Source organism: Chryseosolibacter indicum, from assembly GCF_018598585.1.
GTDB classification, from domain to species: Bacteria; Bacteroidota; Bacteroidia; order Cytophagales; family Cyclobacteriaceae; genus Chryseosolibacter; species Chryseosolibacter indicus.
Map to the genome: position 1 here is coordinate 133,045 of NZ_JAHESD010000004.1, position 20,050 is coordinate 153,094.

The window sequence follows — 20,050 nt, forward strand, 5'->3', positions numbered from 1 at the left end:
TTATGAGATTAAAGATTACAGCAATTTTGTCTTTTTGCACAGCGCTGGCATTTGGTCAGCAACAGACGCAAATTGATTCTGTCTTAACTTTTAAGGATGCTGTGAGGGTAGCGTTACAAAACAATGCTACGCTTATTACACAACGCAATAATCTTTTACAAACAAAGGTAAATAAGACGTACCGTTTAGCTCAGCTCGGCCCGCAAGCTTCTATCACTGCGTCACTTTATCAAAGTAATGGTAATCGCTTCATTCAACAAGAAGCCAAAGTTGTGAATGCAACAGTAAACGGATTACAGGCACAGTTATCTGTTAATCAACCTATTTTTAACGGACTTAATATTTTAAGTACAGCACGACAGGCTTCCAGCCAGTTGGATGCACAGCTTGAGCAGGTTAACCGGTCAGCACAAGATGTTATCAATACCGTATCAACCCAATTTCTTCAGGTTCTTCTCGATCAGGAGTTGTTGAAGATAGCGCATGAAAACCTCGTATTACAACAGAAACAATTTGAATTAATTAAAGAGCAGGTTGCAGTAGGAAGCCGTTCTCCGGTTGACGAATATAATCAGCAGGCACAGGTAAGTACAGCAGAGGTTAGGGTAGTGCAGGCAGAGCTGACCCTGACTAACGATAAGGTTCTTTTGTTTCAATCGCTAATGGTTGACCCAACCATAAAAACAAGAATCGAAGAACCACTATGGGATGTTAATGCAATTGCACTCGACAACCTCAACCTTGATCAGCTTTTGGAAGCCGCCAATCAGCATAGAAGTGACCTGAAATCGGCGCGTGATCTTGAAAGAGCTTCAAAATTTGGCGTGCATGCGAGTAAAGGCAACTATTTTCCAAGCTTGTATGCTTTTTACAACAATGGATCGGCATACAACCAGGTAAAAGGTGCAGATAAGTCGGATCCATCATATCGGAATTTCCATGATCAATTTGTTACTGATAACCGCTCTAACTCATTTGGTCTTTCGTTGAACATACCCATTTTTACTGGCTTTCAGAACAGGTACTTCTACATTCAATCTAAAGTAACTTATGAGAATAATAAGCTGCTAACCAAGAGCCGTGAGATCACAGTAAAATCAGACGTATTGCGTGCTTATGAAAACTTTGAAAGTGTAAAGAAAGGGTATTCAGCAAGTTTAACAGGATTGGAAGCTTCAAAAATGGCGTTGGACCTCGAGCAGGAAAGATATAACCTGGGGATCACCAGTTTTGTAGATTTTGCAACAGCCAATAGAACCTATGTTCAAGCGCAGACTGACATGGCCCAGGCCAAATACCGGTTCTTGTTCCAAAAGATCTTGCTGGATTACGCGGTAGGAACACTTAAGGTTGACGACATTCCTCAGTAATAGGGGAACTTAGATTACCAAAATTTTATTATCTTTGCAGCCCTGTTCTATTGGACAGGGCTTTTCGTTGAAAGAAAAGTATAATGTTTAACCAAATTTGTATGAATAAGCCCGGTTCATACATGTAATAAGGGCGACCACATTTATTATGGCAAAACAACAAAAAGGTCCTGAATCAAGACCAAAAAAGCCAGCAGGACCAGCAAATGCAGCACCTGCAAGTAAAGCCAAAGGATCTAAATCCATTGATGGAGAAGATGAAGATCCAATCGAAGCAGCAAAAAGACGTAAGAGAGAAGAAGACGAGATAACCACAGAGGCTATCCCTGTTACTGAACTCAGAAAATCACTTTACACTAAGCAAGTGCCTGGTGAGTTTGATTGGGATGCTTTCGAAAGCAAAGGTTTTGGAGAAGGCTATTCTAAAGACAAGCGCGATGAGATGAACAAAATGTACACCGGAACAGTGGCAACCGTTAATTCGGGTGAAGTTGTTAAGGGTACAGTAGTGGGTGTCAATGATCGCGATGTTATTCTTAACATTGGTTTTAAATCAGACGGACTTGTTCCGCTAGCTGAATTTAAAGATATGACCAACCTTAAAATAGGTGATGTTGTAGATCTTTTCATTGAAGAAAGAGAAGACGCAATGGGTCAGCTTATTCTTAGCCGCAGAAAAGCGAAGCTTGTTAAAGGCTGGGAGTATGTACAAACAGCATTAGACAAAGATGAAGTTGTAGAAGGTTTTGTAAAACGCAGAACGAAAGGTGGTCTTATCGTTGATGTATTTGGTATAGAAGCTTTCTTACCAGGTTCTCAAATCGATGTGAAGCCTATCCGCGATTTCGATATTTATGTTAACAAAACAATCGAGGTTAAGATTGTGAAGATCAACTACACCAATGATAACGTAGTTGTATCACACAAAGTCCTCATTGAGAAAGATCTTGAACAACAGAAGGCAGCTATCCTTACTAACCTTGAAAAAGGTCAGGTATTGGAAGGTGTTATCAAGAACATGACCAACTTCGGTGTATTCATCGATCTTGGTGGTGTAGATGGTCTTCTTCACATTACTGATATTTCATGGGGTCGTATCAACCACCCTGAAGAAGTACTTAAGCTTGACCAGACAGTTAAAGTGGTTGTGCTTGACTTCGATGGCGACAAGAAGAGAATCTCTCTTGGTATGAAGCAACTTACGCCTCATCCTTGGGATGCACTTTCTGCTGATATCCAGGTTGGTTCTAAAGTTAAAGGTAAGATCGTTAACGTAGCAGATTACGGAGCATTCCTTGAACTGCAATCTGGCGTTGAAGGCCTTATCCACGTAAGTGAAATGAGCTGGTCTCAGCATTTACGCAACCCTCAGGACTTCCTGAAAGTTGGTGATGAAGTTGAAGCTGTTGTGTTGACACTTGACCGCGAAGAGCGTAAGATGTCTCTTGGTATCAAACAACTTACTGAAGATCCTTGGACAAGACAAGATGTACTTAACAAGTACGCTGTTGGAACTAAGCATAAAGGTGTTGTTCGTAACCTTACTAACTTCGGTCTGTTCATCGAACTTGAAGAAGGTATCGACGGTTTAGTACACGTTTCTGACTTAAGCTGGACCAAGAAGATCAAGCATCCTTCTGAATTTGTAAAGGTTGGTGACACTATGGAAGTTCAGGTTCTTGAGCTTGACGCAGCTAACCGTAGATTAGCATTAAGCCACAAGCACCTTGAAGAAAACCCTTGGGATACTTTCGAAACTGTATTCACTATCGGGTCAGTCCACAAGTGTACAATCATCAGCAAAAACGACAAAGGCGCAGTACTTGAGTTACCTTACGGTATCGAAGGTTTCTGCTCTGCTAAAAATCTTCAGAAAGAAGATAACTCTAAAGCAGAAGTTGGTGATGCTCTTGAGTTCAAAGTTCTGGAATTCTCTAAAGATGACAGAAGAATCGTGTTGTCTCACAAAGCAACATGGTCTGTTGAAGAAGAAGTTGCTGCTGCCAAGAAAAAGGCACCTGCAAAAGGTGGTAACAAAACCATCCAGAACATCAATCAACAGTCTGAGAAGTCAACACTTGGCGATCTTGATGCGCTTGCAGCGTTGAGAGAAAAAATGTCCGGTGGAGACAAAGGTGAGTAATTTACTTATCGTATTATAAAAAGGTGGTTCATTGAACCACCTTTTATTTTTTTATAGCATTGCAATAACAGGCGAATTTTATAGTTTTGCCTCCTCAAGATCGGCAACAGCAGCAGGTGTTGCTGTCCTTGAGATTTAAGCATGGTTCCGTGGCCGAGCGGCTAGGCAGAGCTCTGCAAAAGCTTGTACAGCGGTTCGAATCCGCTCGGAACCTCGAAAAACCCGCATGGCGTAAAGCCTTGCGGGTTTTTTATTTTATTAGTACACCGTTAGTACACTTTTTGGCAATACAACAACTCTTTCAAAACCAAGTGTGCACGCACGTGCATCGGAAGGAAATGCTGTAATGTAATCCGTATATTAGTAATTATACGAAGCATAATAATAGATGAGCAGCTACTTCGGAGGATATTATTTAATTCACTTGAGGAAATTTGATTTCGGGCGACTGAAGGACAAGTTTGTCTATACCTGCAGTGACTGTATCAACGACTCGTTATTTGGAAGCTGGAGTCTTTCGTGGACTACAAAAGGAAAAGATGAATTAGTAAGTGTGTCTAATGATTTCAAAATCAGTGAACAGACGATTACTGAGATTAATACATGGGCTGACAAAAATTTCAACGACAAGAAAGTCGGATGGATAAACGTCTTTTCGGATCTAGATGCGGTTAAGGAATATCGGAACAGATTCTTTCCTCATGTAAATGACCTCAAGGTTCTAACTATTTACTTCCCCGACAGTGAGGTCAATGATATAATGCAGACGTTCATGCCCAAAGGAACGAATGGGGCTCTAGGGATCTGGCAAAATCTAAGTCTCAAGATCAGCGAGACCGATGACATTAATGAAGTTTTAATCGGCTATGATTTAATTGGAATTGAATCTGGCGGAGAGTTTCACTCTCTTCACTGTCATGATATTGCTGACGACCTTAGTAATAAGTTTGGGGTCACATTTAATAAGTATGGCTTAATTCAGGAACGAGCAGACTGGGGACGGATTACTGAATATATGAACGATGAAGAGAACGGGTTTGAACCAGTTCCCTGGTATGTGTGCAAAGTAAAAATGAGATTGGACACATGAAAATTTCCTTAACGATAGTTCTATCAGCTATACTCTTTTCAGCAGTTGGACAGGACGCGACACCGGACTCAATAGTTTTTCGGGAGCGCTTAGATAGATTCATAAACAGGGAGTTCTTGAAATTAAAATCTGACACGGTGTTAAACCGGCTGAAAGCGTGGTATGGAACGAAACTTAACAGTCTAGGTAGTTGCTTGGTTGTCTTTAGTCATGGAAATCTCAAGCCAGCTGAGTTAGCGAGCATGACTGCCAGAATTCAAGAATTCGCTGAGCTCTTATTTGAGGAAGGCACACCCATCTATTTATCGATCGGAGGAAGCCAGAGTGTTGAGTGGAGTGCCGAGCAGCAAAAGAAAAATCGCAAGAGTAACCTGACATTTGTGAGCCTGGGTAATTATTGCGTTGTTGAAAAACGCGAGGGTGAGTTCGAGAGCATCTTCAATCGAAAGACCTTGGACCTCCTTGGGATTGAAAAACTGTAATGATTCAAGGTGAATCGCTCATATCGGTCCGAGACCAATTAACTATGAACAAACTCATTTACCTATTAACAACAATCTCGTTAAGTGCATTCGGGCAAGACAAAGCATTGGATCTCGCTAAACATTTAAAGGGAGACGATCGAAACCTCGTTGAATCGTTTATTGCCGCTGGGAATACTGATTTTATTTTCGTGGACAGGATGCATCCTGGATTAATGTATTACCCGAAGTATGACAGTTGCAAAGACGAGACTTTTTTGAAATTTATACTAGTAAACACTAGTGACGCGAATAATAGCGAGTTCATAAAGTACGACAACTGCGGGCAATCGCGAGTGACAGTCAGCTCTAAAGCGTTGAAATTTTACGCGGAAAACAGAGAGCAGATCGTTCGCGAGTCGGTTGAAGAGCGAGTGTCTATTGATCACACCGTTTTTTACTCGTTGTATGAATTTAGAGGCGGAAAGCTGATGACTTACAAGTTTTTTTGCAAAGAGTGCGTTGATCGGGATAACACCGAATCAATAAGAACTAAGAATCAAGATTTAAAAATCTATAAGTTTTTTTCCATGCTCGATATTGAATTGTTGGGGCTTATCCGATAGACTGCTTTAAAATGCGATATAGACGCCTTCCATGATGAACCCCAAAAAAGTACTCTGGACCATCACCTTGATTCTTCCAATTGCGATATGGCTCTTGGTGTACCAAGCTTTATTCGCCAGTGACCTATTTGTCGAAACCGTAACATTCATGATGGCGGCCATCTTGCTGTCTTTTGTAACGGTTGGGGCATTGCTTTTACTTAGGCGAGTTGATAGAGAAATTCTCAAGAAGGCTAAGCTGATGAAAACATTTATCATCGTTTTCGGAACCCCAGTAACCTTCCTGTTGCCTTGGGCTTACGTTACCTTCATCGCACTATCATATAAGTGGACCCAAGACATTTCCACAAAAGATGGAAGTTATAGCCTTTCTAAATACCAAAACTTCTTCACATCAAAATATATTTACCATGAGAACAACAGCGACACTTTAGTAGTGACGGTTGGCAGAGATAACAATGTTCGAAGCTTAATGAAGTTGAAGAATGGCGAAGAAGTCATGACAAATTCTGAAAGCATTCCCAATTGGCAAGATCTGATGAATCGCGGTCTTTTCAGATATGATAAATAAGCTCCGATAAACACGCTAATTTGTTACTGCCAATAGGATGACGACAAAGAAGTTTAAAATCAACGGAAGAGACATAAAACAATTGATTCAACCAATGGGTGGTTGTATGGCTACGGACAAAATCACCGTTGAGGGTGAACTTGTCGATTACATGTATCGCGAAACTCCTGACTTCAACAGCGATAGCGGCTGGAGATTCTTGTCCGGCACCGAGTCGCAGGAGTACGCTGATAATGCAAACCATTGGGCGATCTACGATGTCAATACAATTGCAAATTATGATCCTTCAATTATTGACTACTTAGATTCACCAGTCGGAACTGAATTACAAAGAATCAAAGGAACAAACACATTTAGGACACTGGCACCTTAGTCATCGCCCGACTCTCTTGTAAATCCAATAAACGACAGGACTCCAGAATACCCACGACCCTAATGTTGTCATAATAATTCGCCCGGCTTGTCCGATCGGACCGGGTTGCCAACCATGAATATCTCCTGTGATCAGGACGTATAGTATGAAACCGGGCATTGAAGGGATAATGAGAACTGTTACCAGCACACCATCACTATGGTTTGTGTCAAGTACATCTGCGATGGTGGTTGTAGTTGCCAAGACTAGCAATGTCACTCCGGCAATAACCCAGAATTTTCTCTTCAAATTTTGGTGTTCCCGTTCGTCAATATTCATAGGTTCTATGCCTGATCCTCCAGCATAAGCAAGATGTATTTTTGTAATACAAAAACCCTATGCTAGCTGCATTAGCAAGATGTATTTTTGTCCACAAAAATCAATGCTTTAGGTGCATTAGCAAGATGTACAAATGTCTGCCAAAAATGCCTCGGAACTCGGCATTTCATGAATCATAAAAGACCCCTGACTCATAACCATGTCTCAGATAGACTCTGTTCCTGAACATCAGAGTCGCGCAAGGCACTTTCAAACCCTAAAATTTTTATCCAATGAAGATCAGCTAGTTGAAGGGGGTACTAGTACCCTTGTAACTGTTTTTGCTTTCAAGCTTTGCCTTTATTTAACTCATGAGTCGAGCGACTGGAAAAACTTAATCTTTGCCGTGCTTAAGGTGGAGGAATGGTGCCTAGAATTCCTCCTTAAGGTCGCGAGTCAGGCTAAGAAGGTGCACGAACTTGGAGGAAATTGATACGAAGGTGATGAGAAGGAAAATGAAATGAAATGAGCTATGGAAATCTCGAAGGAACTGATCAAGGAAATGTTAAGCTGCTATTTGAAGACAACGTTCAAAGAATTGCTACCAGTGTTATTAAAAGAGGCCATTGCATCAAATGACCTTTTCATCGGACAGGACTTTGTTTCAATTGAAGAAGCGACCAGGCGATACAACATCTGCAGGAGAACAATCTACAATTATCACAAGCGCGGGTACATCACCCTTTGCAGCTCGGAAGGGAAGACGTTCGTATCGATTCGTGAGCTGGAAAATCACATTAGCAAAAATCCTTTAGCCAGGGGTAGTGATTTAAAGGTTGCCGCTTGAAATTTTATTTTATGTGACGCGTGGATTACACTCAATCTGTCTCAATAGACGTTTCCCAGCCATCGTAATCGCCATTATATTCACCAGCTAGTTTCCATAAGTGAATCACATACTCATCGACACTGTTTTGATCAACTTTGTCAACTCGGCTGATGTGCAGCCTGTAAGGATTCTCGCCAAACGATTTGTCATGGTCGTCCGTGACAATTTTAAATCCCTCATTTTCTATCCTGTTCCAAAATTGTCGCTTGTCGTTTTCGGTTTTAAAATAGATCCAGTGGTCGACTGGTCGTTCCTTCGTTAATTTGTCTCCCCCTTTTTCAAGATTGTCAATTACTCTCCTGTTTTGAATAGACTGCATTTGTTGAGGTAGCGGATATAGAAAATCGAAATAGCCACTCCACTTCTCATCCTCCTTTGTCCCATAGTCAAACGAATACTTCGGATAAAGTAACATTACATCTGAAATGGTTTTATCAACTAATGTAATGTCGCTTACATAAAAATATATATCCCGATTGCCGTCAGAGGTCAGTCGTCCCACATGGGTTGCTGAATGCTTTACCTTCATACTTTCGGCAAGTTGATCTTCAATGTCGCCAAGAATTTCACTCTCGCTATTAGATGAAAGGCCATCCTCTCTTGGCGCAAGCATTTTGATTGAAACCCAGCAAACATTTTTCTGGTCTTTTATTGGTGCGATATTGGCTAACCCAAGGTCCACAGCTATTGAGCTGAGTTTGCGGTCGACGTTTGTAAAATAAAAATCCCAGTCTACTTTGTGGCTTGGATGTTGTGTTCTTGTCTTGTGCTTTTTGCCAAAAATATTTCCCAATAGTCCCATGAAAAACGTTTAGGTGATTACGATTTTGTGAATTTGATAGCTTTGATTTTCGTTCCTGGAGGAAGATCTTTTACTTGCTGGTGAATCTGCCCAGCAAATGAAAAATGTACTTCGATGTCGGTGGGCTCAAAATTATCCGTTGAATAGTCACCACCAAGCACTATCAGTTTTTTATAAGAATACACCTGTGCCGATTGTAGTTTGTGACCTTCCTCTTTCAAAGAGGATATGAGGCCAACAAGAAACCAATCTTGTACTACTTTGGGATCTTGTAATTTTGTTTTAAAATCATCAACGCTCTCCGCGACCTGAGTTAGGGTGCCGTCACCAGAGTTCAACCAATAGACTTTATCAGTACCATCGCGGAGGAACATGTCTCCGATGCTTGAAACCAGAACTAGAATTTTGTCGGTACCGATGAGCCACGTCCAATCATGAAGTAATCGGTCGGAAGAATACTCATCAAATTTGACAGTCAAGTCGTCCCAGGTTATTGTCATACTTTTGCCGTTACTTCAGAATACAGTTCCTGCCGTCACTGTCCACTCGTTTAAGGAATATTGTTTCGCCATCGAAGGCTTCTATTTCGTTTTTTAAATTGTCGAGGTCTAGTAAAGAGGCTGAGTTACAAATCAATGTAAATCTCTTGTCAGCCTCGAGGTCGCCAGTATTGTCATTGTAAATTGCTATGGCAGCAGTTGAGGATACTTTTTCAATGTCCCTGATGAGATACCATTGCCCACCATCCGCGCCGCCAACCCAAAATGCGTGATCTGGTATTCCTTTAACCTTTTCAGGTTCGCTTTGATTGGTCGTGCTGCATCTTGACGACAGGCATATGACTAACAGGAGGGAAATAGTACTTTTCATGATCTTGTTATCGATAGACTAAGTTCTACTCATTTGTTTGAATGATTGTATGATGATCAGGCTCAATCGTCTTTGTTAATCTTGGGTCTATGAGGGTAGTCAATATTCTGGTTTTGAATTCAGCGTTAGCTTGTGTGCTTTTGATCGTAAATCTTTTGGTATAAACTTCCTTTTTGTCAACGCAACAAGATTTTCCTAGCGCCCAAAAAGTGCTAGGGTTAAATCCGACCAACAGACTGTCGAGATTTTTTCCGTTTTCGTCAATGACGATTGGTCTTGTGTACGTTTTCTCAAAGGTCCATTCGTTCAAGTAACCTATTCCATTGCTGTCAAGTTTTAGAATGTTTTCTGACACGTTGGAAAGAATAAGATCGACTTCACCGGAGTAATTAACTGGAACAATGATCGTCAGCGTTGGTGAATAAAGTTTGTAATGGAATATGCAGAAGCCTAGACTTATTATTAAGAAATAGATGGCCCAGAAAGATGCTTTTTTGAAAAGGAGTCGGAGAAAATAACTGAGGATTAATCCGGTGATTAAGATTAAGACCAACACCATTCCACCGAGAAACAGCCCAGACAGTATAAGCCCTCCTGGAACTGTTTTCAATTTGAAAATCAGGGTCAACAACAGAACCAAAGAAGTAAGTGCACTCAGGCTGGTTACAGTTCGTCTTGTCATTTTATTACTAGACTGTTCAAAATATTAGCGGCATTTAAGCTCCAATTTCATCAATTTACGCCATTTTTACTATTTGTAAACAAAATTGTTTACATTTTCGTTATTACTTATATTTGTTTATCGATTGGATTTATGTTTAAGGAGATATCAATAATTAAGGGGATCCACCCGGGGCTAATCCTGGAAAGAAAGCTTCGGGAAAAGAAGCTGAAGAAAAGCCGGTTTGCTATTACTATTAAGGAATATCCTCAAACACTCACGGCGATCACGAAAGGAAAACGGGCAATGAATCCAACGCTTGCATTCAAGATTGAACAAGCACTTGGTTTGGAGGAGGGCTACTTCATGGTGCTGCAGGCATTCTATGACATGAAAGAAGAAAAGCTGCGTCAACATTCCAGCAATGGAACTCCGGATTTATCCAAGCTTCGTCCTGGATTGTTCTGGGATACAGATATCAATACGATTGATTGGCAGGGGCAGAAACGTGCAGTCATTGAACGTGTGATTGAGAGAGGCAGTGAAGAAGAGAAAGCAGAGATCAAACGTTTTTATGGTGAAAAGGCTTTCAACAAGATTGCTGGTGCGCTAAAACTGCAACATGCCTGATCGTCTGCATTGGAATACGGTCAAGCCGATTCTCAAAGAAGTGCTGACGGTCTTGATGCATGAAAAATTGTTTGACCCGTTCAGGCTCGTGGGTGGTACATCGTTGAGCTTGCAGCTTGGTCACAGGATGTCTGACGACATTGATTTATTTACAGACGAACCTTATAGTTCACTCGACTTTACAGCTATAGATAAATTTCTTCGGAAGACATTCAAATACGTTTCAGATTTGGCACCGGGTCCTGTTGGAATGGGTCTGTCTTACCTGGTTGGTCATTCTACGGATGAGAGCGTTAAACTCGATTTGTTTTACACCGACACTTTCATTCAGCCAGCGTTAGAGATTGGTCCGTACAGACTGGCTACTGTTGAAGAGATAATTGCAATGAAGATAGACATCGTTCAACGCAAGGCGAGGAAGAAGGATTTCTGGGATCTGGATGAGTTGATCGAGAAATATTCGATTGAACAAATGATTGCTTTACACAAACAACGATATCCGCATGCTCACGATGAGAAAGTTATCCGTGAGAACTTAGTCGACTTCGAGCGGGCAGATGAAGACTTTGCTCCTATCTGCTTGAAGGGGAAGCATTGGGAGTTGATCAAGTTGGATTTTGTGGAGAAGTCAAGGGACATATTATAGCTTCTCTTCTATCAAATAGTTTATGGCGAACGATGAACAAAAACGAAGTGAGGAAAGTGACGAATCAGAAAAGGGTCGCAAAAAAAGAAGTAAGTCAATTGAGGAAATTGAAAAGGAAGCACATGAGCTTCTAGACCGCGTAGGTGGCGCAACGGTTGACACACTCCGCGACCGCGTGGCTTTTATTCTCAACAGATATGGGGAGGCTCGGAACTCCGACATAGAACTGGCATGGCTGTATTGGACGTTGTTTGAGCCCGAGAAATTTTCTGGGAGATCTATTACAAAGGATGAAATGTTTGCGTTGACGAGGATGCCTTCGTTGGTTAGAGAGCGGGCAAGAATTCAAAATCAGTACAAGCTGTTTCAGGCCGATGCCGATGTTAAAGAGTTTCGCGGGACCTTAGAGGAGGATGCGAGACAGCAGGCTGTCGAAGATCGACCAGCAGGGATTCCTAACACAACAATCTATCTTGATGAAACGGGCAAGAATCAAAATTTTCTTTGCGTAGGTGGTCTATGGATTCCTGATAGCGGTATCAATGTAGTTAAAGTAAAGCAAGAACTCGATAAATGGCGCGAATCAACATCTATCAAATATGAATTTCACTTTTCAGAACTTACAAGAGCGAAGCTTGAAAACTATAAGGAATTTTTCGCCCGCTTTCTAAAGTTAAATCCCACGGCTGGCTTCAAAATTATCGTAGTCAGAAATTCTGGTTTTTCAGATCTCACTCAGCCGATTAATGACCTAACATTCCATTTGATCGACCAAGGCATCAACCACGAGCATCATACTGGTAGGGCGCCCCTTCCGCGTTTGCTTCAAGTGTGGATGGATCAAGACGAAGCCGGAGCTGATGCGTTGAAAGTTGCTAACATCAAGGAGCGCATTAAGGCCCAGCAAATTGATGGCCTTTACCTAGACAATTTTCATACAGTTAGCTCAGAAAGCAATTACTTTATACAGGTAGCAGATTTGTTTACCGGAGCGGTAAATCGAAAGTTGAATCATGATGGGAATTTAAATCACAAGGATGAATTAGCAGATTATATTCTTGCAATGACAAAAATGAGTATTGAGGAAATTGACGTTGAAAACACAGATACCGATAATTCAGTTGTGTTCAACCTAGGTAACTTTTCTGTTTAAGCCCTTAGAATCCAACTCGGTTGGACGAAGTCTAATTGTATATCTTTTTTACCTCGGCTAGGCCGTTTTCCCTGTCATTCACTATTAAATCAGCGTCTCGCACGTTCCATTCTCCACTAGTAAAAAACGCGTAAAGCTTTGTTAAATCATAAGCCATGGTTCGCAAAGTTCCACGCATGTTGTGTTGCAGATCATCCTCTTTAAACTCATCCGTTCTTGCCGTGGTTGCATCTAACAACCTCAAACCTGCAATTACACTTTTAAGCAATCCTTCCGTTTTTTCAGCACCCCAAGCTTGGTTATCGAATGGCATTGTGTCGTTTTTTGCTACGACTTTCCGCAATCTCAATACATCAATCACGTCAAATAAATATTTCTTTACCAGTTGAATAACCTCAATTAAAAAGTCTTTATCTCGAATGTAAAAGTCGCCATTTTGTTCATTGAACGTAATCCGTTTGTCCTCTGATAAGGTTTTATACAGTTCATGGTTTTTGATGTTCCGACCATTTTTTGCGATGCTGGCATTATTGTGAGCTAGAAGATTTCTAATCTTCTGAATTTCGATTATTCGAAGCCAACTAGGGTCTTTTTCATTCAATGGGACCTCTGCAACCAATTCAAGATAGCGTCTACTTTTCTCGATCAAATTATTTCCTGCTAAGTCGGTAACGCCAATTAGTGATAGACCCTTACTTCTGTCTAGTTCGCATAGTCTCTTTAACCAGTTTTCAAATTGTCCGTAAATGCTTAGAAGTAAAGGGTTATACGAATAAATCGGAAACACTCTGAAGTATCTGTCAATGTCGTTTTCAAAAAATGAATGCACATCGAAATCTTCGCTTTCAACCACCCTTTTATTTGCCTCCTCGTATTTATCGGTTAGAGTTTGCTGCTTTTCAATAAGGTCATGACTGACTTCATTAATGTAGTCCTCAAGATCTTTCAACTCTGTTTCAACTAATTGCCGAAACACTACAAACATTGAAGTACTCTTGTAAAATCTTCTGTCGATCATGGTGTTATGTTTTAATTGTGCAACTCGAGTATTAAAGACAATGCCATATGGTTTGTGCTAAACAGTTTAAGAAAACTGCCTTAGCAAAGAATTTATGAAGGGCCGGAGGGTTGTGCCTGTATATACTCTATGTATTTCTTGTCTTTTGATTCCATTCTTGATAGGCTGATATGGACATATGTGGGATTGGGAATCATTCCTTTGACTTTTAGTAGATCCAGGTGGGTAGAGCTCGGATGGAGGATAATTGTAAATTTAGTGATATCATCAATCAGTCTAATCAAATTATTAAACGGTTGCTGTGCATCTTTCTTGACAATCATCAACCTGTATTCATTCTCTTGTTTATAGAAGTGCTGTTTGAAGAAGGCCAATGGTACACCGGTGTCAGAAAGCTGCGACCATTTTTCTTGATCATCAAAATCAACATATTCGATTAAGCCCGAATAAACGTTGGTCACACCTTGTGACGCAAGGGAATAACTGTTAGTCGTGAAGTAATTTTGCACAATTGCTTTGAAGTCCGAGTATCTAATTCGTACAGCTATCCCTCCAGGCTGCGAATAACTGGCCCACATCAATGCAGACTCAACGCTATCTCCAACAAACCAACAAGACGCGCAATGTGAGCTTTGTATTTCAAAACGAGGTTGACTAAATATTTTTGGATTTTCACAATAGTGAAAGAGTTTTTCTCGAAGAAGTTTCTCATCTGTGACGCCAGTCAAATGGGATAATACTTTGTTTGTGTGATACAAGTTCATCCACATGAAAATGTTCCCTATAAACGTTTCGATATCTGGCACTTCTGAAATAGGTATACTTAAATCGAAATTTCTTGGTGCTGATCTTTTTAAAAAACTGAGAACACAATAATGGAGAGGACTGATCGCCTCGTAGTAGTCATCAAAGGATGCCAATGGAGAGAAATATATATTGCCATCCAAGAAGTCACGGATTCTTTCAGGTTTAATGTATCTCCACAGATAATCTTCGTCCTTCGGCTGTTTAAGAAAAGAATGTTGTTTTAAAAGAGTCATAGCGGGGATATTGTGGCCAATTTTTTCTAAACCATTAACGGCACTGTTAAGGTTTGACTATGGCTATTTATTTTGTTAATTGTTTTTAAACTTCAATGTTCTAATTGCTGTCAGTAAGTGTTTTTCATTCTCCGGCTTCAAATTCTTGCCATTCATTTGAAATCTATCCACTGCTGAACCTGCTTGCCAGAGGCTATCTATAAAGATGCCGGTTGTCCCAACCCCGGTCTTTTTCGGCCGAACAATTTTAGCTCTTCGGTTGTCGATTACCTCCCATGCAACAGAATCCTTGAAGTAGCGATTAACATTGATTGAATCCGTAGTTCCAACGAAGGTGTAAACAAGGGAATCTTCATTATAAAGCAATTCTTCATCCAGAAGGTATATATTCTTTTCGTGAACAGTAAATAGCTGGTCTTCGGAGAGATCATTGGAGTACCACCCTAGGTCAAAAAACAAAGTATCTCTGTCATCGATAGCTATCTGACCAACGTACGAGTCTATACCAGCTTGCTTTATTGGATGCCAAGATGTCGGAGCTTCGATTGTAAAAGAACCGAGATCAATTGTCTTTAATTGCTTTTCTTTGCTTTTACAAGCCAAGAGGAGCAGCAAGGTTGAGGCAGTAAGAAGAATTAAATGTTGCTTTATGCGCATTTACGTTAGGGTTGTCCGAAATTAATATAATTATCTTAACCGTCCACCTTAGACAATGAGGCGTACATCTCATCCCACTTCTGGTTCGCATGCGTCATGCTCTCCTTATTCACATCGACATATCTGCTAAACGCAGCAAACGTCTTATGACCTGTCCTCTTCATTGAAGTCTTGGTCGGAATACCCAGGTAATTATCAATCGTTGCTGCCGTCTTTCTCATGAACTTGGTCGAGAAAATATCTTTAAGTGGAATCTCTTCTGTTGAAATTAATTTTCCGTACACATCATACTTTGGAATAAATTTAATCTCGTCCCAATCGAGCTTTTTTGCGATCGATTTAAGATTCTGATTCATTCGCTGGTTGGATGGAACATGAGGAAAGATGAACTTCTCCTTTTCCAATACTTCTATTCCGAAGCGATTGACTTGAATTTCATTATGGGCGTTTCCAGTCTTTCCTTCAAAGAAACTTATTGAGTTGCTATTGAGATTAAAGCCAAAGCGACGGAGCGATTCGCCCAAGCGTTTTAAGTCCCCATGGCGAGGCCCGCCGATTGAGACCCCGAACACAAAAAGATTTCGAGTGCGCTCGAGTTCTTTGTGTGCGGATAAATCGAGTTTGTACAATTCAAAGAACTGCTTTACAGTCAACCCAATTGGATCGCCATACCTTGCTTTCACCTTTAGCTTCTTATACGCAGATGGAATTTTTATTTCTTGGTTATCATTATCGTCGTGCGACTGAATCCAGTTAAGGAAGATCCTTAGGTTCTTAAATTGTTTGTGGACCGTCGGAGCGTCAAGTCCAATGCCAATCAGATATTGTTTAAAATCTTCAAGATATGCTTTGGTGAGTTCTTCTAGCAAAACAGACCCTTTCTTTTCGGTGAAACTTTTGAAGTGACGGAATGTTGCTCGATAAGAGTTTATTCCTTCACCGATTTCTTTTTCTTTCACTGCAATGAATTCAGCATACCAGGAAGAGACCGGCTTATTCGTTTCCTTTTGTACCGGAGTGTCCTTTTCGTACTCCTTCTTTACTGTAGCAGGAGAGAGGGAAGCAGATTTCAGTTTCAACTCACCGACAATTCTAGTCAGCTTTAGCTGGATGGCCTGCAGTGTTGTGTTGAAGGGTCCGAGCTTGCTCCGTTGCTCGCGCTTCATCGAAGCATTGCCAGAGAGCTTGAACAACTCCGTGTCTTCGGCATAATCGCATGAAAAGAATTCCGGATCTACTTTAATCTCGGTGTTGATACGCCAACGCTTCTTGAGGTGTGAATACTCGATGATCAATGGAGCTTCACTGTTCTTGTCAACGTAATCGGTTTTGATAAATGCGTGGATCTTTGCCATACCCCTCGTCCAAAAATTAGTACACTTTTAGTACACTTTTCGTACTAAAAATACAGAAATGGCCTGGCTTCAGTTCGGATTGGTAAGAAAAAAGTGCGTTTTCAGTGCAATTTAGGGCATCGATGTGCATCGGTATGTAACCGTTCGAATCCGCTCGGAACCTCATTAAAGCCCGTAAATCTTAATTGGTTTACGGGCTTTTTATTTGGAGCACAACCATTCTTTTTTTCGTTTGCCAACGTGATAATAGGATAAATCGCAATACATATCGGCAAACTGCATGGGTATATATTTTGTCAGATTGAAATTGTAATCTTAGCCCTTCATTCTTTTATAATGTTAAATAGCATCTACCGGCAATGAGATGTCGTAAATGAGCAGATTAAATTATAGATAGTGATTAGGGTAAGGATACTTAATAAAACTATCTATCATATGAGAAAAAATGTACCCTCTCACTTTCTCAATGTTTTGACAACATTGGATGTTTTTGCACGCGTTTCGGCTTTATGCTTTGCTTTTCTTTCTGTTATGTTTTCTGCTCATGGTCAACCAATACTTCTTGGTGATTTTAATGAACAAAAGAATCAAGCCTATAACGAATTCTCCCAACTATATACAACGAATACTAATGCTTATTATGTAAGTGATGAAAAGGAACTTTGGACATCCTTTTTAAATGAGCAGAATTACGACGAGTCAATAAAGCTGGGTGAGTTTATTTCAGTTACGGAGCTCGAGGTTGTAGGCAATACTGTTTATTTTGTTGCAGACGACGGCCAAGCTGGTGCTGAGCTTTGGAAAACCAATGGCGCGGTAAGTAGTACTGTTCGTGTTAAAGACATACGACGAGGGAATGTTGGAAGTAATCCCGAGCAATTGACTAATGTTAATGGAGTGCTCTACTTTGTTGCCAACAACGGTGTCGATGGCAAGGAAGTATGGAAGAGCAATGGTACAGATTCTGGTACAACTCTCGTTAAAGACGTATTTGCAAAAGGAGGCAGTAGTAATCCTGCCTTTCTTACCAATGTGAATGGTACGTTGTTCTTTGCTGCCAATGACGGGACAAATGGCTACGAACTTTGGAAGAGCAATGGCACAACTGCTGGAACTGTTCTTGTGAAAGACATTCGTACAGGATCAAAAGTAAGCAGTGCTCCGCAGTCGTTAATAAGCGTAAATGGTATTGTTTATTTCACTGCCTCGGAAAGTACTACAGGCAGGGAGTTGTACAAGAGTGACGGCTCCGCTGCGGGTACAGTGCTCGTAAAAGACATTTATGCAGGTGCTGCGAGTTCAGGCATTAGTAACATGACTGCAGTAAACAACACGCTCTTTTTTACAGCAAGCGATGGTATCACGGGTCAGGAGTTATGGAAGAGTGATGGTACCTCAGCTGGTACGGTATTAGTGAAAGATATGACACCTGGCAAGCCGGGTAGCCATGGTGAGCAGGACTTTACGCATCAAATGGCCAACTTCACTAATATTAATGGCACACTCTTCTATACCGCTTATCAATACAATGACTATTATGTTTGGAAAAGTGACGGAACGACTGCAGGAACAATCCCTCTTTTTATTGCTCATGGCCCAGGTATAGGTCAGCCTCGTCCCGATTTTACATTATTGGATGGTTATATCTATTATTTCAATACCGAGAGAGGTTACGAATACCAGTATCATTTGTACCGGATGAATACAGACGGCAGTAATGGCCAGCAATATATTTTTGAACTCTATAATGATACATACGGGTATTACTACCCTGATATGAATGTAGTAGGAAATAGTTTATATTTTTATGGACAAATAGCATTCGGAGGAATAGAGCTTCTAAGATATCAGGCAGGAATGGAGTATCCGGAAAGTGTGAATGACCCCTTTGCCGCAAGCGAATCTGGTAATCCTCATGCCTTTGGTGAATTTTTAGGTAAAACTTATTTCATCAATCAAGTAACATATTACCAGGGAGCAGAGTCTATTTTTTTCACGGATGGAACACCATCAGGTACACATGAAGCTTTATATTTTGACTATTACATTGGAGAAATTAAAACAACAAATACACATATTTACGGTTCAGGTAAGGAATGGCTGGATATAAGAAGAACCGATGGCACAAGTACACTAGATATTATTCAGGATTATTACAAAGAGCCAGCCGTTAACCTGACAAACCTTAATAACAACATTCACTATTCAAATGCTTCAGGTGAGCTATGGAAAATAGATGGTGTTACCACACAAGTAGCCTTGCTTAAAGATTTTCAGTCCATTCACTCTCTTGCAGTAGCTGGCCAGGTAATTGTAGCGCACGTAACTGAAAATAATGTTGAAGAGATTTGGAGAACGAATGGCCAACCGGATGGTACCTATAAAATAAAAACAATTCGTTCAGGCGCAGGTGTAAAATTACGGTATCAACCACTACCTACTGCTACGATTAATGGCGTCCATTTCTTCATTGCAAACAATGGAGTTAATGGTAATGAAGTATGGAGAACACAAGGTGCTACAGCCAACACCTATATGGTAGCTGATCTAAATACCACCGATCCTGTTGCAGATAACCTCGAGTACGACATCAGCACACTAGGGGTCCTGCGCGATTCACTCTACATTAGTGCAATAGGCAATGATGGTCAATGGGCATTATACAAAACGAGAGGTGCATCAGGTAGCGGCGTGCAGCGTGTGACTAAAATCAATCGGATAAAACAAATGATCAACGCAGGAGATAAGCTCTATCTTCTTGTGGCAAGTGCGGATAACACCGCATCAGAGTTATGGGTAACGGATGGGACAGGTATAGGAACAACGTTTCTTAAAACCCTTCCGAATACAGGGTATTTATATGATCAACAGTTGGGCAATGTCACTTATTTTATTCCGAATGTCTATAATGAAAGAAATATTTGGAGGACCGATGGCACTGTCTGCGGTACCTATCCTTTTGACACTGGACTCCAGCCGATAAGTCAGTTAGGTTCAGCTGGAACTAAATTGGTCTTTGGCGGTTATACATTAGAATATGGAACGGAACCCTATGCTTTAGATATAAGCTCAATACCACAACCACCTTGTGATGAAGAACTACAAATGGCAAGCGGTTTCGTGCAATCTGCCATAGTAGGAGGTCACGAAGACCAACTCATAACTTATCCTAATCCGTTTGTCCACCAATTCAATTTCAGAGTTAATGGAAAAGAAAACGAAGAAGCACAGGTCGATGTCTTCACTCCAACAGGAGCAAGGTTTGACAACATTCTAAACCTTAAATGCAATACGGATTATTCAATAGGCGAACGTTGGCCAACAGGTATGTATATCCTTAAAGTAAAAACCAGCGAGAAAATGCTTACGCAGAAATTGGTGAAACAACGTTAAGTGTT

General features: G+C 40.8%; 21 protein-coding genes and 1 tRNA gene. 13 read left to right on the plus strand and 9 right to left on the minus strand.

The genetic code is table 11. The features are described 5' to 3' along the window. Nucleotides 1-2: 2 nt before the first annotated feature. The 8 genes from KK060_RS03255 to KK060_RS03290 all read left to right on the plus strand — a co-directional run bounded on the left by KK060_RS03255 (nt 3) and on the right by KK060_RS03290 (nt 6,634). A complete protein-coding gene (locus KK060_RS03255; protein WP_254152102.1) occupies nt 3-1,370 on the plus strand; it encodes a TolC family protein in 1,368 nt (455 codons plus the stop codon). Nucleotides 1,371-1,518: 148 nt separating this feature from the next. Continuing rightward, on the plus strand, nt 1,519-3,513 hold the full coding sequence (rpsA, locus tag KK060_RS03260; RefSeq protein WP_254152103.1) for a 30S ribosomal protein S1: 1,995 nt from the start codon (nt 1,519-1,521) through the stop codon (nt 3,511-3,513). Between the two features lie 143 nt (nt 3,514-3,656). Further along, nucleotides 3,657-3,727, plus strand: a tRNA-Cys gene (locus KK060_RS03265). A 174-nt stretch (nt 3,728-3,901) separates the two neighbouring features. Next, nucleotides 3,902-4,603 (plus strand): hypothetical protein, encoded by a 702-nt coding sequence (locus KK060_RS03270; protein WP_254152104.1) that lies wholly within the window; start codon nt 3,902-3,904, stop codon nt 4,601-4,603. 242 nt (nt 4,604-4,845) lie between these two features. Then, the gene (locus KK060_RS03275; RefSeq protein ID WP_254152106.1) at nt 4,846-5,085 is read left to right on the plus strand and encodes a hypothetical protein; all 240 of its coding nucleotides are present in this window, start codon (nt 4,846-4,848) and stop codon (nt 5,083-5,085) included. A gap of 44 nt (nt 5,086-5,129) precedes the next feature. Continuing rightward, a complete protein-coding gene (locus KK060_RS03280; protein ID WP_254152108.1) occupies nt 5,130-5,690 on the plus strand; it encodes a hypothetical protein in 561 nt (186 codons plus the stop codon). Between the two features lie 31 nt (nt 5,691-5,721). Next, nucleotides 5,722-6,261, plus strand: coding sequence for a hypothetical protein (locus KK060_RS03285; protein ID WP_254152110.1), 540 nt, complete (start codon nt 5,722-5,724; stop codon nt 6,259-6,261). Between the two features lie 37 nt (nt 6,262-6,298). Next, nucleotides 6,299-6,634, plus strand: coding sequence for a DUF2185 domain-containing protein (locus tag KK060_RS03290; protein ID WP_254152111.1), 336 nt, complete (start codon nt 6,299-6,301; stop codon nt 6,632-6,634). Here KK060_RS03290 and KK060_RS03295 read toward each other — a convergent pair whose 3' ends face one another. Next, nucleotides 6,635-6,952, minus strand: coding sequence for a hypothetical protein (locus KK060_RS03295; RefSeq protein WP_254152113.1), 318 nt, complete (start codon nt 6,950-6,952; stop codon nt 6,635-6,637). A gap of 511 nt (nt 6,953-7,463) precedes the next feature. Here KK060_RS03295 and KK060_RS03300 point away from each other — a divergent pair. Further along, nucleotides 7,464-7,778, plus strand: coding sequence for a helix-turn-helix domain-containing protein (locus KK060_RS03300; RefSeq protein ID WP_254152115.1), 315 nt, complete (start codon nt 7,464-7,466; stop codon nt 7,776-7,778). Nucleotides 7,779-7,809: 31 nt separating this feature from the next. Here the strand turns inward: KK060_RS03300 and KK060_RS03305 are convergent, their stop codons facing one another. The 4 genes from KK060_RS03305 to KK060_RS03320 are packed head-to-tail and all read right to left on the minus strand — an operon-like array spanning nt 7,810 to nt 10,174. Continuing rightward, nucleotides 7,810-8,622 (minus strand): DUF695 domain-containing protein, encoded by an 813-nt coding sequence (locus KK060_RS03305; RefSeq protein ID WP_254152117.1) that lies wholly within the window; start codon nt 8,620-8,622, stop codon nt 7,810-7,812. Between the two features lie 17 nt (nt 8,623-8,639). Further along, complete coding sequence (locus tag KK060_RS03310) at nt 8,640-9,122, minus strand: T6SS immunity protein Tdi1 domain-containing protein (RefSeq protein WP_254152118.1); 483 nt, start codon at nt 9,120-9,122, stop codon at nt 8,640-8,642. Nucleotides 9,123-9,132: 10 nt separating this feature from the next. Continuing rightward, a complete protein-coding gene (locus tag KK060_RS03315) occupies nt 9,133-9,492 on the minus strand; it encodes a hypothetical protein (RefSeq protein WP_254152120.1) in 360 nt (119 codons plus the stop codon). Nucleotides 9,493-9,517: 25 nt separating this feature from the next. Beyond that, nucleotides 9,518-10,174: a hypothetical protein gene (locus KK060_RS03320; protein WP_254152122.1), complete on the minus strand. Its 657-nt coding sequence runs from the start codon at nt 10,172-10,174 to the stop codon at nt 9,518-9,520. 132 nt (nt 10,175-10,306) lie between these two features. Here KK060_RS03320 and KK060_RS03325 point away from each other — a divergent pair, with 132 nt between their 5' ends. Genes KK060_RS03325 through KK060_RS03335 form a run of 3 tightly spaced genes read left to right on the plus strand, consistent with a single transcriptional unit; the run spans nt 10,307 to nt 12,582 of the window. Next, a complete protein-coding gene (locus KK060_RS03325; protein ID WP_254152124.1) occupies nt 10,307-10,783 on the plus strand; it encodes a helix-turn-helix transcriptional regulator in 477 nt (158 codons plus the stop codon). Beyond that, nucleotides 10,776-11,429, plus strand: coding sequence for a nucleotidyl transferase AbiEii/AbiGii toxin family protein (locus KK060_RS03330; RefSeq protein WP_254152126.1), 654 nt, complete (start codon nt 10,776-10,778; stop codon nt 11,427-11,429). Before KK060_RS03325 ends, KK060_RS03330 begins: the two co-directional genes overlap by 8 nt. A 22-nt stretch (nt 11,430-11,451) precedes the next feature. Further along, nucleotides 11,452-12,582: a DUF3800 domain-containing protein gene (locus KK060_RS03335; RefSeq protein ID WP_254152128.1), complete on the plus strand. Its 1,131-nt coding sequence runs from the start codon at nt 11,452-11,454 to the stop codon at nt 12,580-12,582. A 31-nt stretch (nt 12,583-12,613) separates the two neighbouring features. Here the strand turns inward: KK060_RS03335 and KK060_RS03340 are convergent, their stop codons facing one another. The 4 genes from KK060_RS03340 to KK060_RS03355 all read right to left on the minus strand — a co-directional run bounded on the left by KK060_RS03340 (nt 12,614) and on the right by KK060_RS03355 (nt 16,652). Next, a complete protein-coding gene (locus tag KK060_RS03340; protein ID WP_254152130.1) occupies nt 12,614-13,600 on the minus strand; it encodes a hypothetical protein in 987 nt (328 codons plus the stop codon). Nucleotides 13,601-13,692: 92 nt separating this feature from the next. After that, complete coding sequence (locus tag KK060_RS03345) at nt 13,693-14,640, minus strand: hypothetical protein (protein WP_254152132.1); 948 nt, start codon at nt 14,638-14,640, stop codon at nt 13,693-13,695. A 75-nt stretch (nt 14,641-14,715) separates the two neighbouring features. Beyond that, nucleotides 14,716-15,297: a hypothetical protein gene (locus KK060_RS03350; protein WP_254152133.1), complete on the minus strand. Its 582-nt coding sequence runs from the start codon at nt 15,295-15,297 to the stop codon at nt 14,716-14,718. Between the two features lie 35 nt (nt 15,298-15,332). After that, nucleotides 15,333-16,652: a tyrosine-type recombinase/integrase gene (locus KK060_RS03355; protein ID WP_254152134.1), complete on the minus strand. Its 1,320-nt coding sequence runs from the start codon at nt 16,650-16,652 to the stop codon at nt 15,333-15,335. A 435-nt stretch (nt 16,653-17,087) separates the two neighbouring features. Between KK060_RS03355 and KK060_RS03360 the strand changes: the two genes are divergently transcribed. Beyond that, nucleotides 17,088-20,045, plus strand: coding sequence for an ELWxxDGT repeat protein (locus tag KK060_RS03360; RefSeq protein WP_254152136.1), 2,958 nt, complete (start codon nt 17,088-17,090; stop codon nt 20,043-20,045). The last annotated feature ends 5 nt before the right edge of the window (nt 20,046-20,050 follow it).

What these genes read in the sequence shown, in the direction of transcription:
- KK060_RS03255 (WP_254152102.1), top strand. Translation starts at nt 3, where the DNA reads ATGAGATTAAAGATTACAGCAATTTTGTCTTTTTGCACAGCGCTGGCA.
- rpsA (WP_254152103.1), top strand. Translation starts at nt 1,519, where the DNA reads ATGGCAAAACAACAAAAAGGTCCTGAATCAAGACCAAAAAAGCCAGCA.
- KK060_RS03270 (WP_254152104.1), top strand. Translation starts at nt 3,902, where the DNA reads ATGAGCAGCTACTTCGGAGGATATTATTTAATTCACTTGAGGAAATTT.
- KK060_RS03275 (WP_254152106.1), top strand. Translation starts at nt 4,846, where the DNA reads ATGACTGCCAGAATTCAAGAATTCGCTGAGCTCTTATTTGAGGAAGGC.
- KK060_RS03280 (WP_254152108.1), top strand. Translation starts at nt 5,130, where the DNA reads ATGAACAAACTCATTTACCTATTAACAACAATCTCGTTAAGTGCATTC.
- KK060_RS03285 (WP_254152110.1), top strand. Translation starts at nt 5,722, where the DNA reads ATGATGAACCCCAAAAAAGTACTCTGGACCATCACCTTGATTCTTCCA.
- KK060_RS03290 (WP_254152111.1), top strand. Translation starts at nt 6,299, where the DNA reads ATGACGACAAAGAAGTTTAAAATCAACGGAAGAGACATAAAACAATTG.
- KK060_RS03295 (WP_254152113.1), bottom strand. Translation starts at nt 6,952, where the DNA reads ATGAATATTGACGAACGGGAACACCAAAATTTGAAGAGAAAATTCTGG.
- KK060_RS03300 (WP_254152115.1), top strand. Translation starts at nt 7,464, where the DNA reads ATGGAAATCTCGAAGGAACTGATCAAGGAAATGTTAAGCTGCTATTTG.
- KK060_RS03305 (WP_254152117.1), bottom strand. Translation starts at nt 8,622, where the DNA reads ATGGGACTATTGGGAAATATTTTTGGCAAAAAGCACAAGACAAGAACA.
- KK060_RS03310 (WP_254152118.1), bottom strand. Translation starts at nt 9,122, where the DNA reads ATGACAATAACCTGGGACGACTTGACTGTCAAATTTGATGAGTATTCT.
- KK060_RS03315 (WP_254152120.1), bottom strand. Translation starts at nt 9,492, where the DNA reads ATGAAAAGTACTATTTCCCTCCTGTTAGTCATATGCCTGTCGTCAAGA.
- KK060_RS03320 (WP_254152122.1), bottom strand. Translation starts at nt 10,174, where the DNA reads ATGACAAGACGAACTGTAACCAGCCTGAGTGCACTTACTTCTTTGGTT.
- KK060_RS03325 (WP_254152124.1), top strand. Translation starts at nt 10,307, where the DNA reads ATGTTTAAGGAGATATCAATAATTAAGGGGATCCACCCGGGGCTAATC.
- KK060_RS03330 (WP_254152126.1), top strand. Translation starts at nt 10,776, where the DNA reads ATGCCTGATCGTCTGCATTGGAATACGGTCAAGCCGATTCTCAAAGAA.
- KK060_RS03335 (WP_254152128.1), top strand. Translation starts at nt 11,452, where the DNA reads ATGGCGAACGATGAACAAAAACGAAGTGAGGAAAGTGACGAATCAGAA.
- KK060_RS03340 (WP_254152130.1), bottom strand. Translation starts at nt 13,600, where the DNA reads ATGATCGACAGAAGATTTTACAAGAGTACTTCAATGTTTGTAGTGTTT.
- KK060_RS03345 (WP_254152132.1), bottom strand. Translation starts at nt 14,640, where the DNA reads ATGACTCTTTTAAAACAACATTCTTTTCTTAAACAGCCGAAGGACGAA.
- KK060_RS03350 (WP_254152133.1), bottom strand. Translation starts at nt 15,297, where the DNA reads ATGCGCATAAAGCAACATTTAATTCTTCTTACTGCCTCAACCTTGCTG.
- KK060_RS03355 (WP_254152134.1), bottom strand. Translation starts at nt 16,652, where the DNA reads ATGGCAAAGATCCACGCATTTATCAAAACCGATTACGTTGACAAGAAC.
- KK060_RS03360 (WP_254152136.1), top strand. Translation starts at nt 17,088, where the DNA reads ATGAGAAAAAATGTACCCTCTCACTTTCTCAATGTTTTGACAACATTG.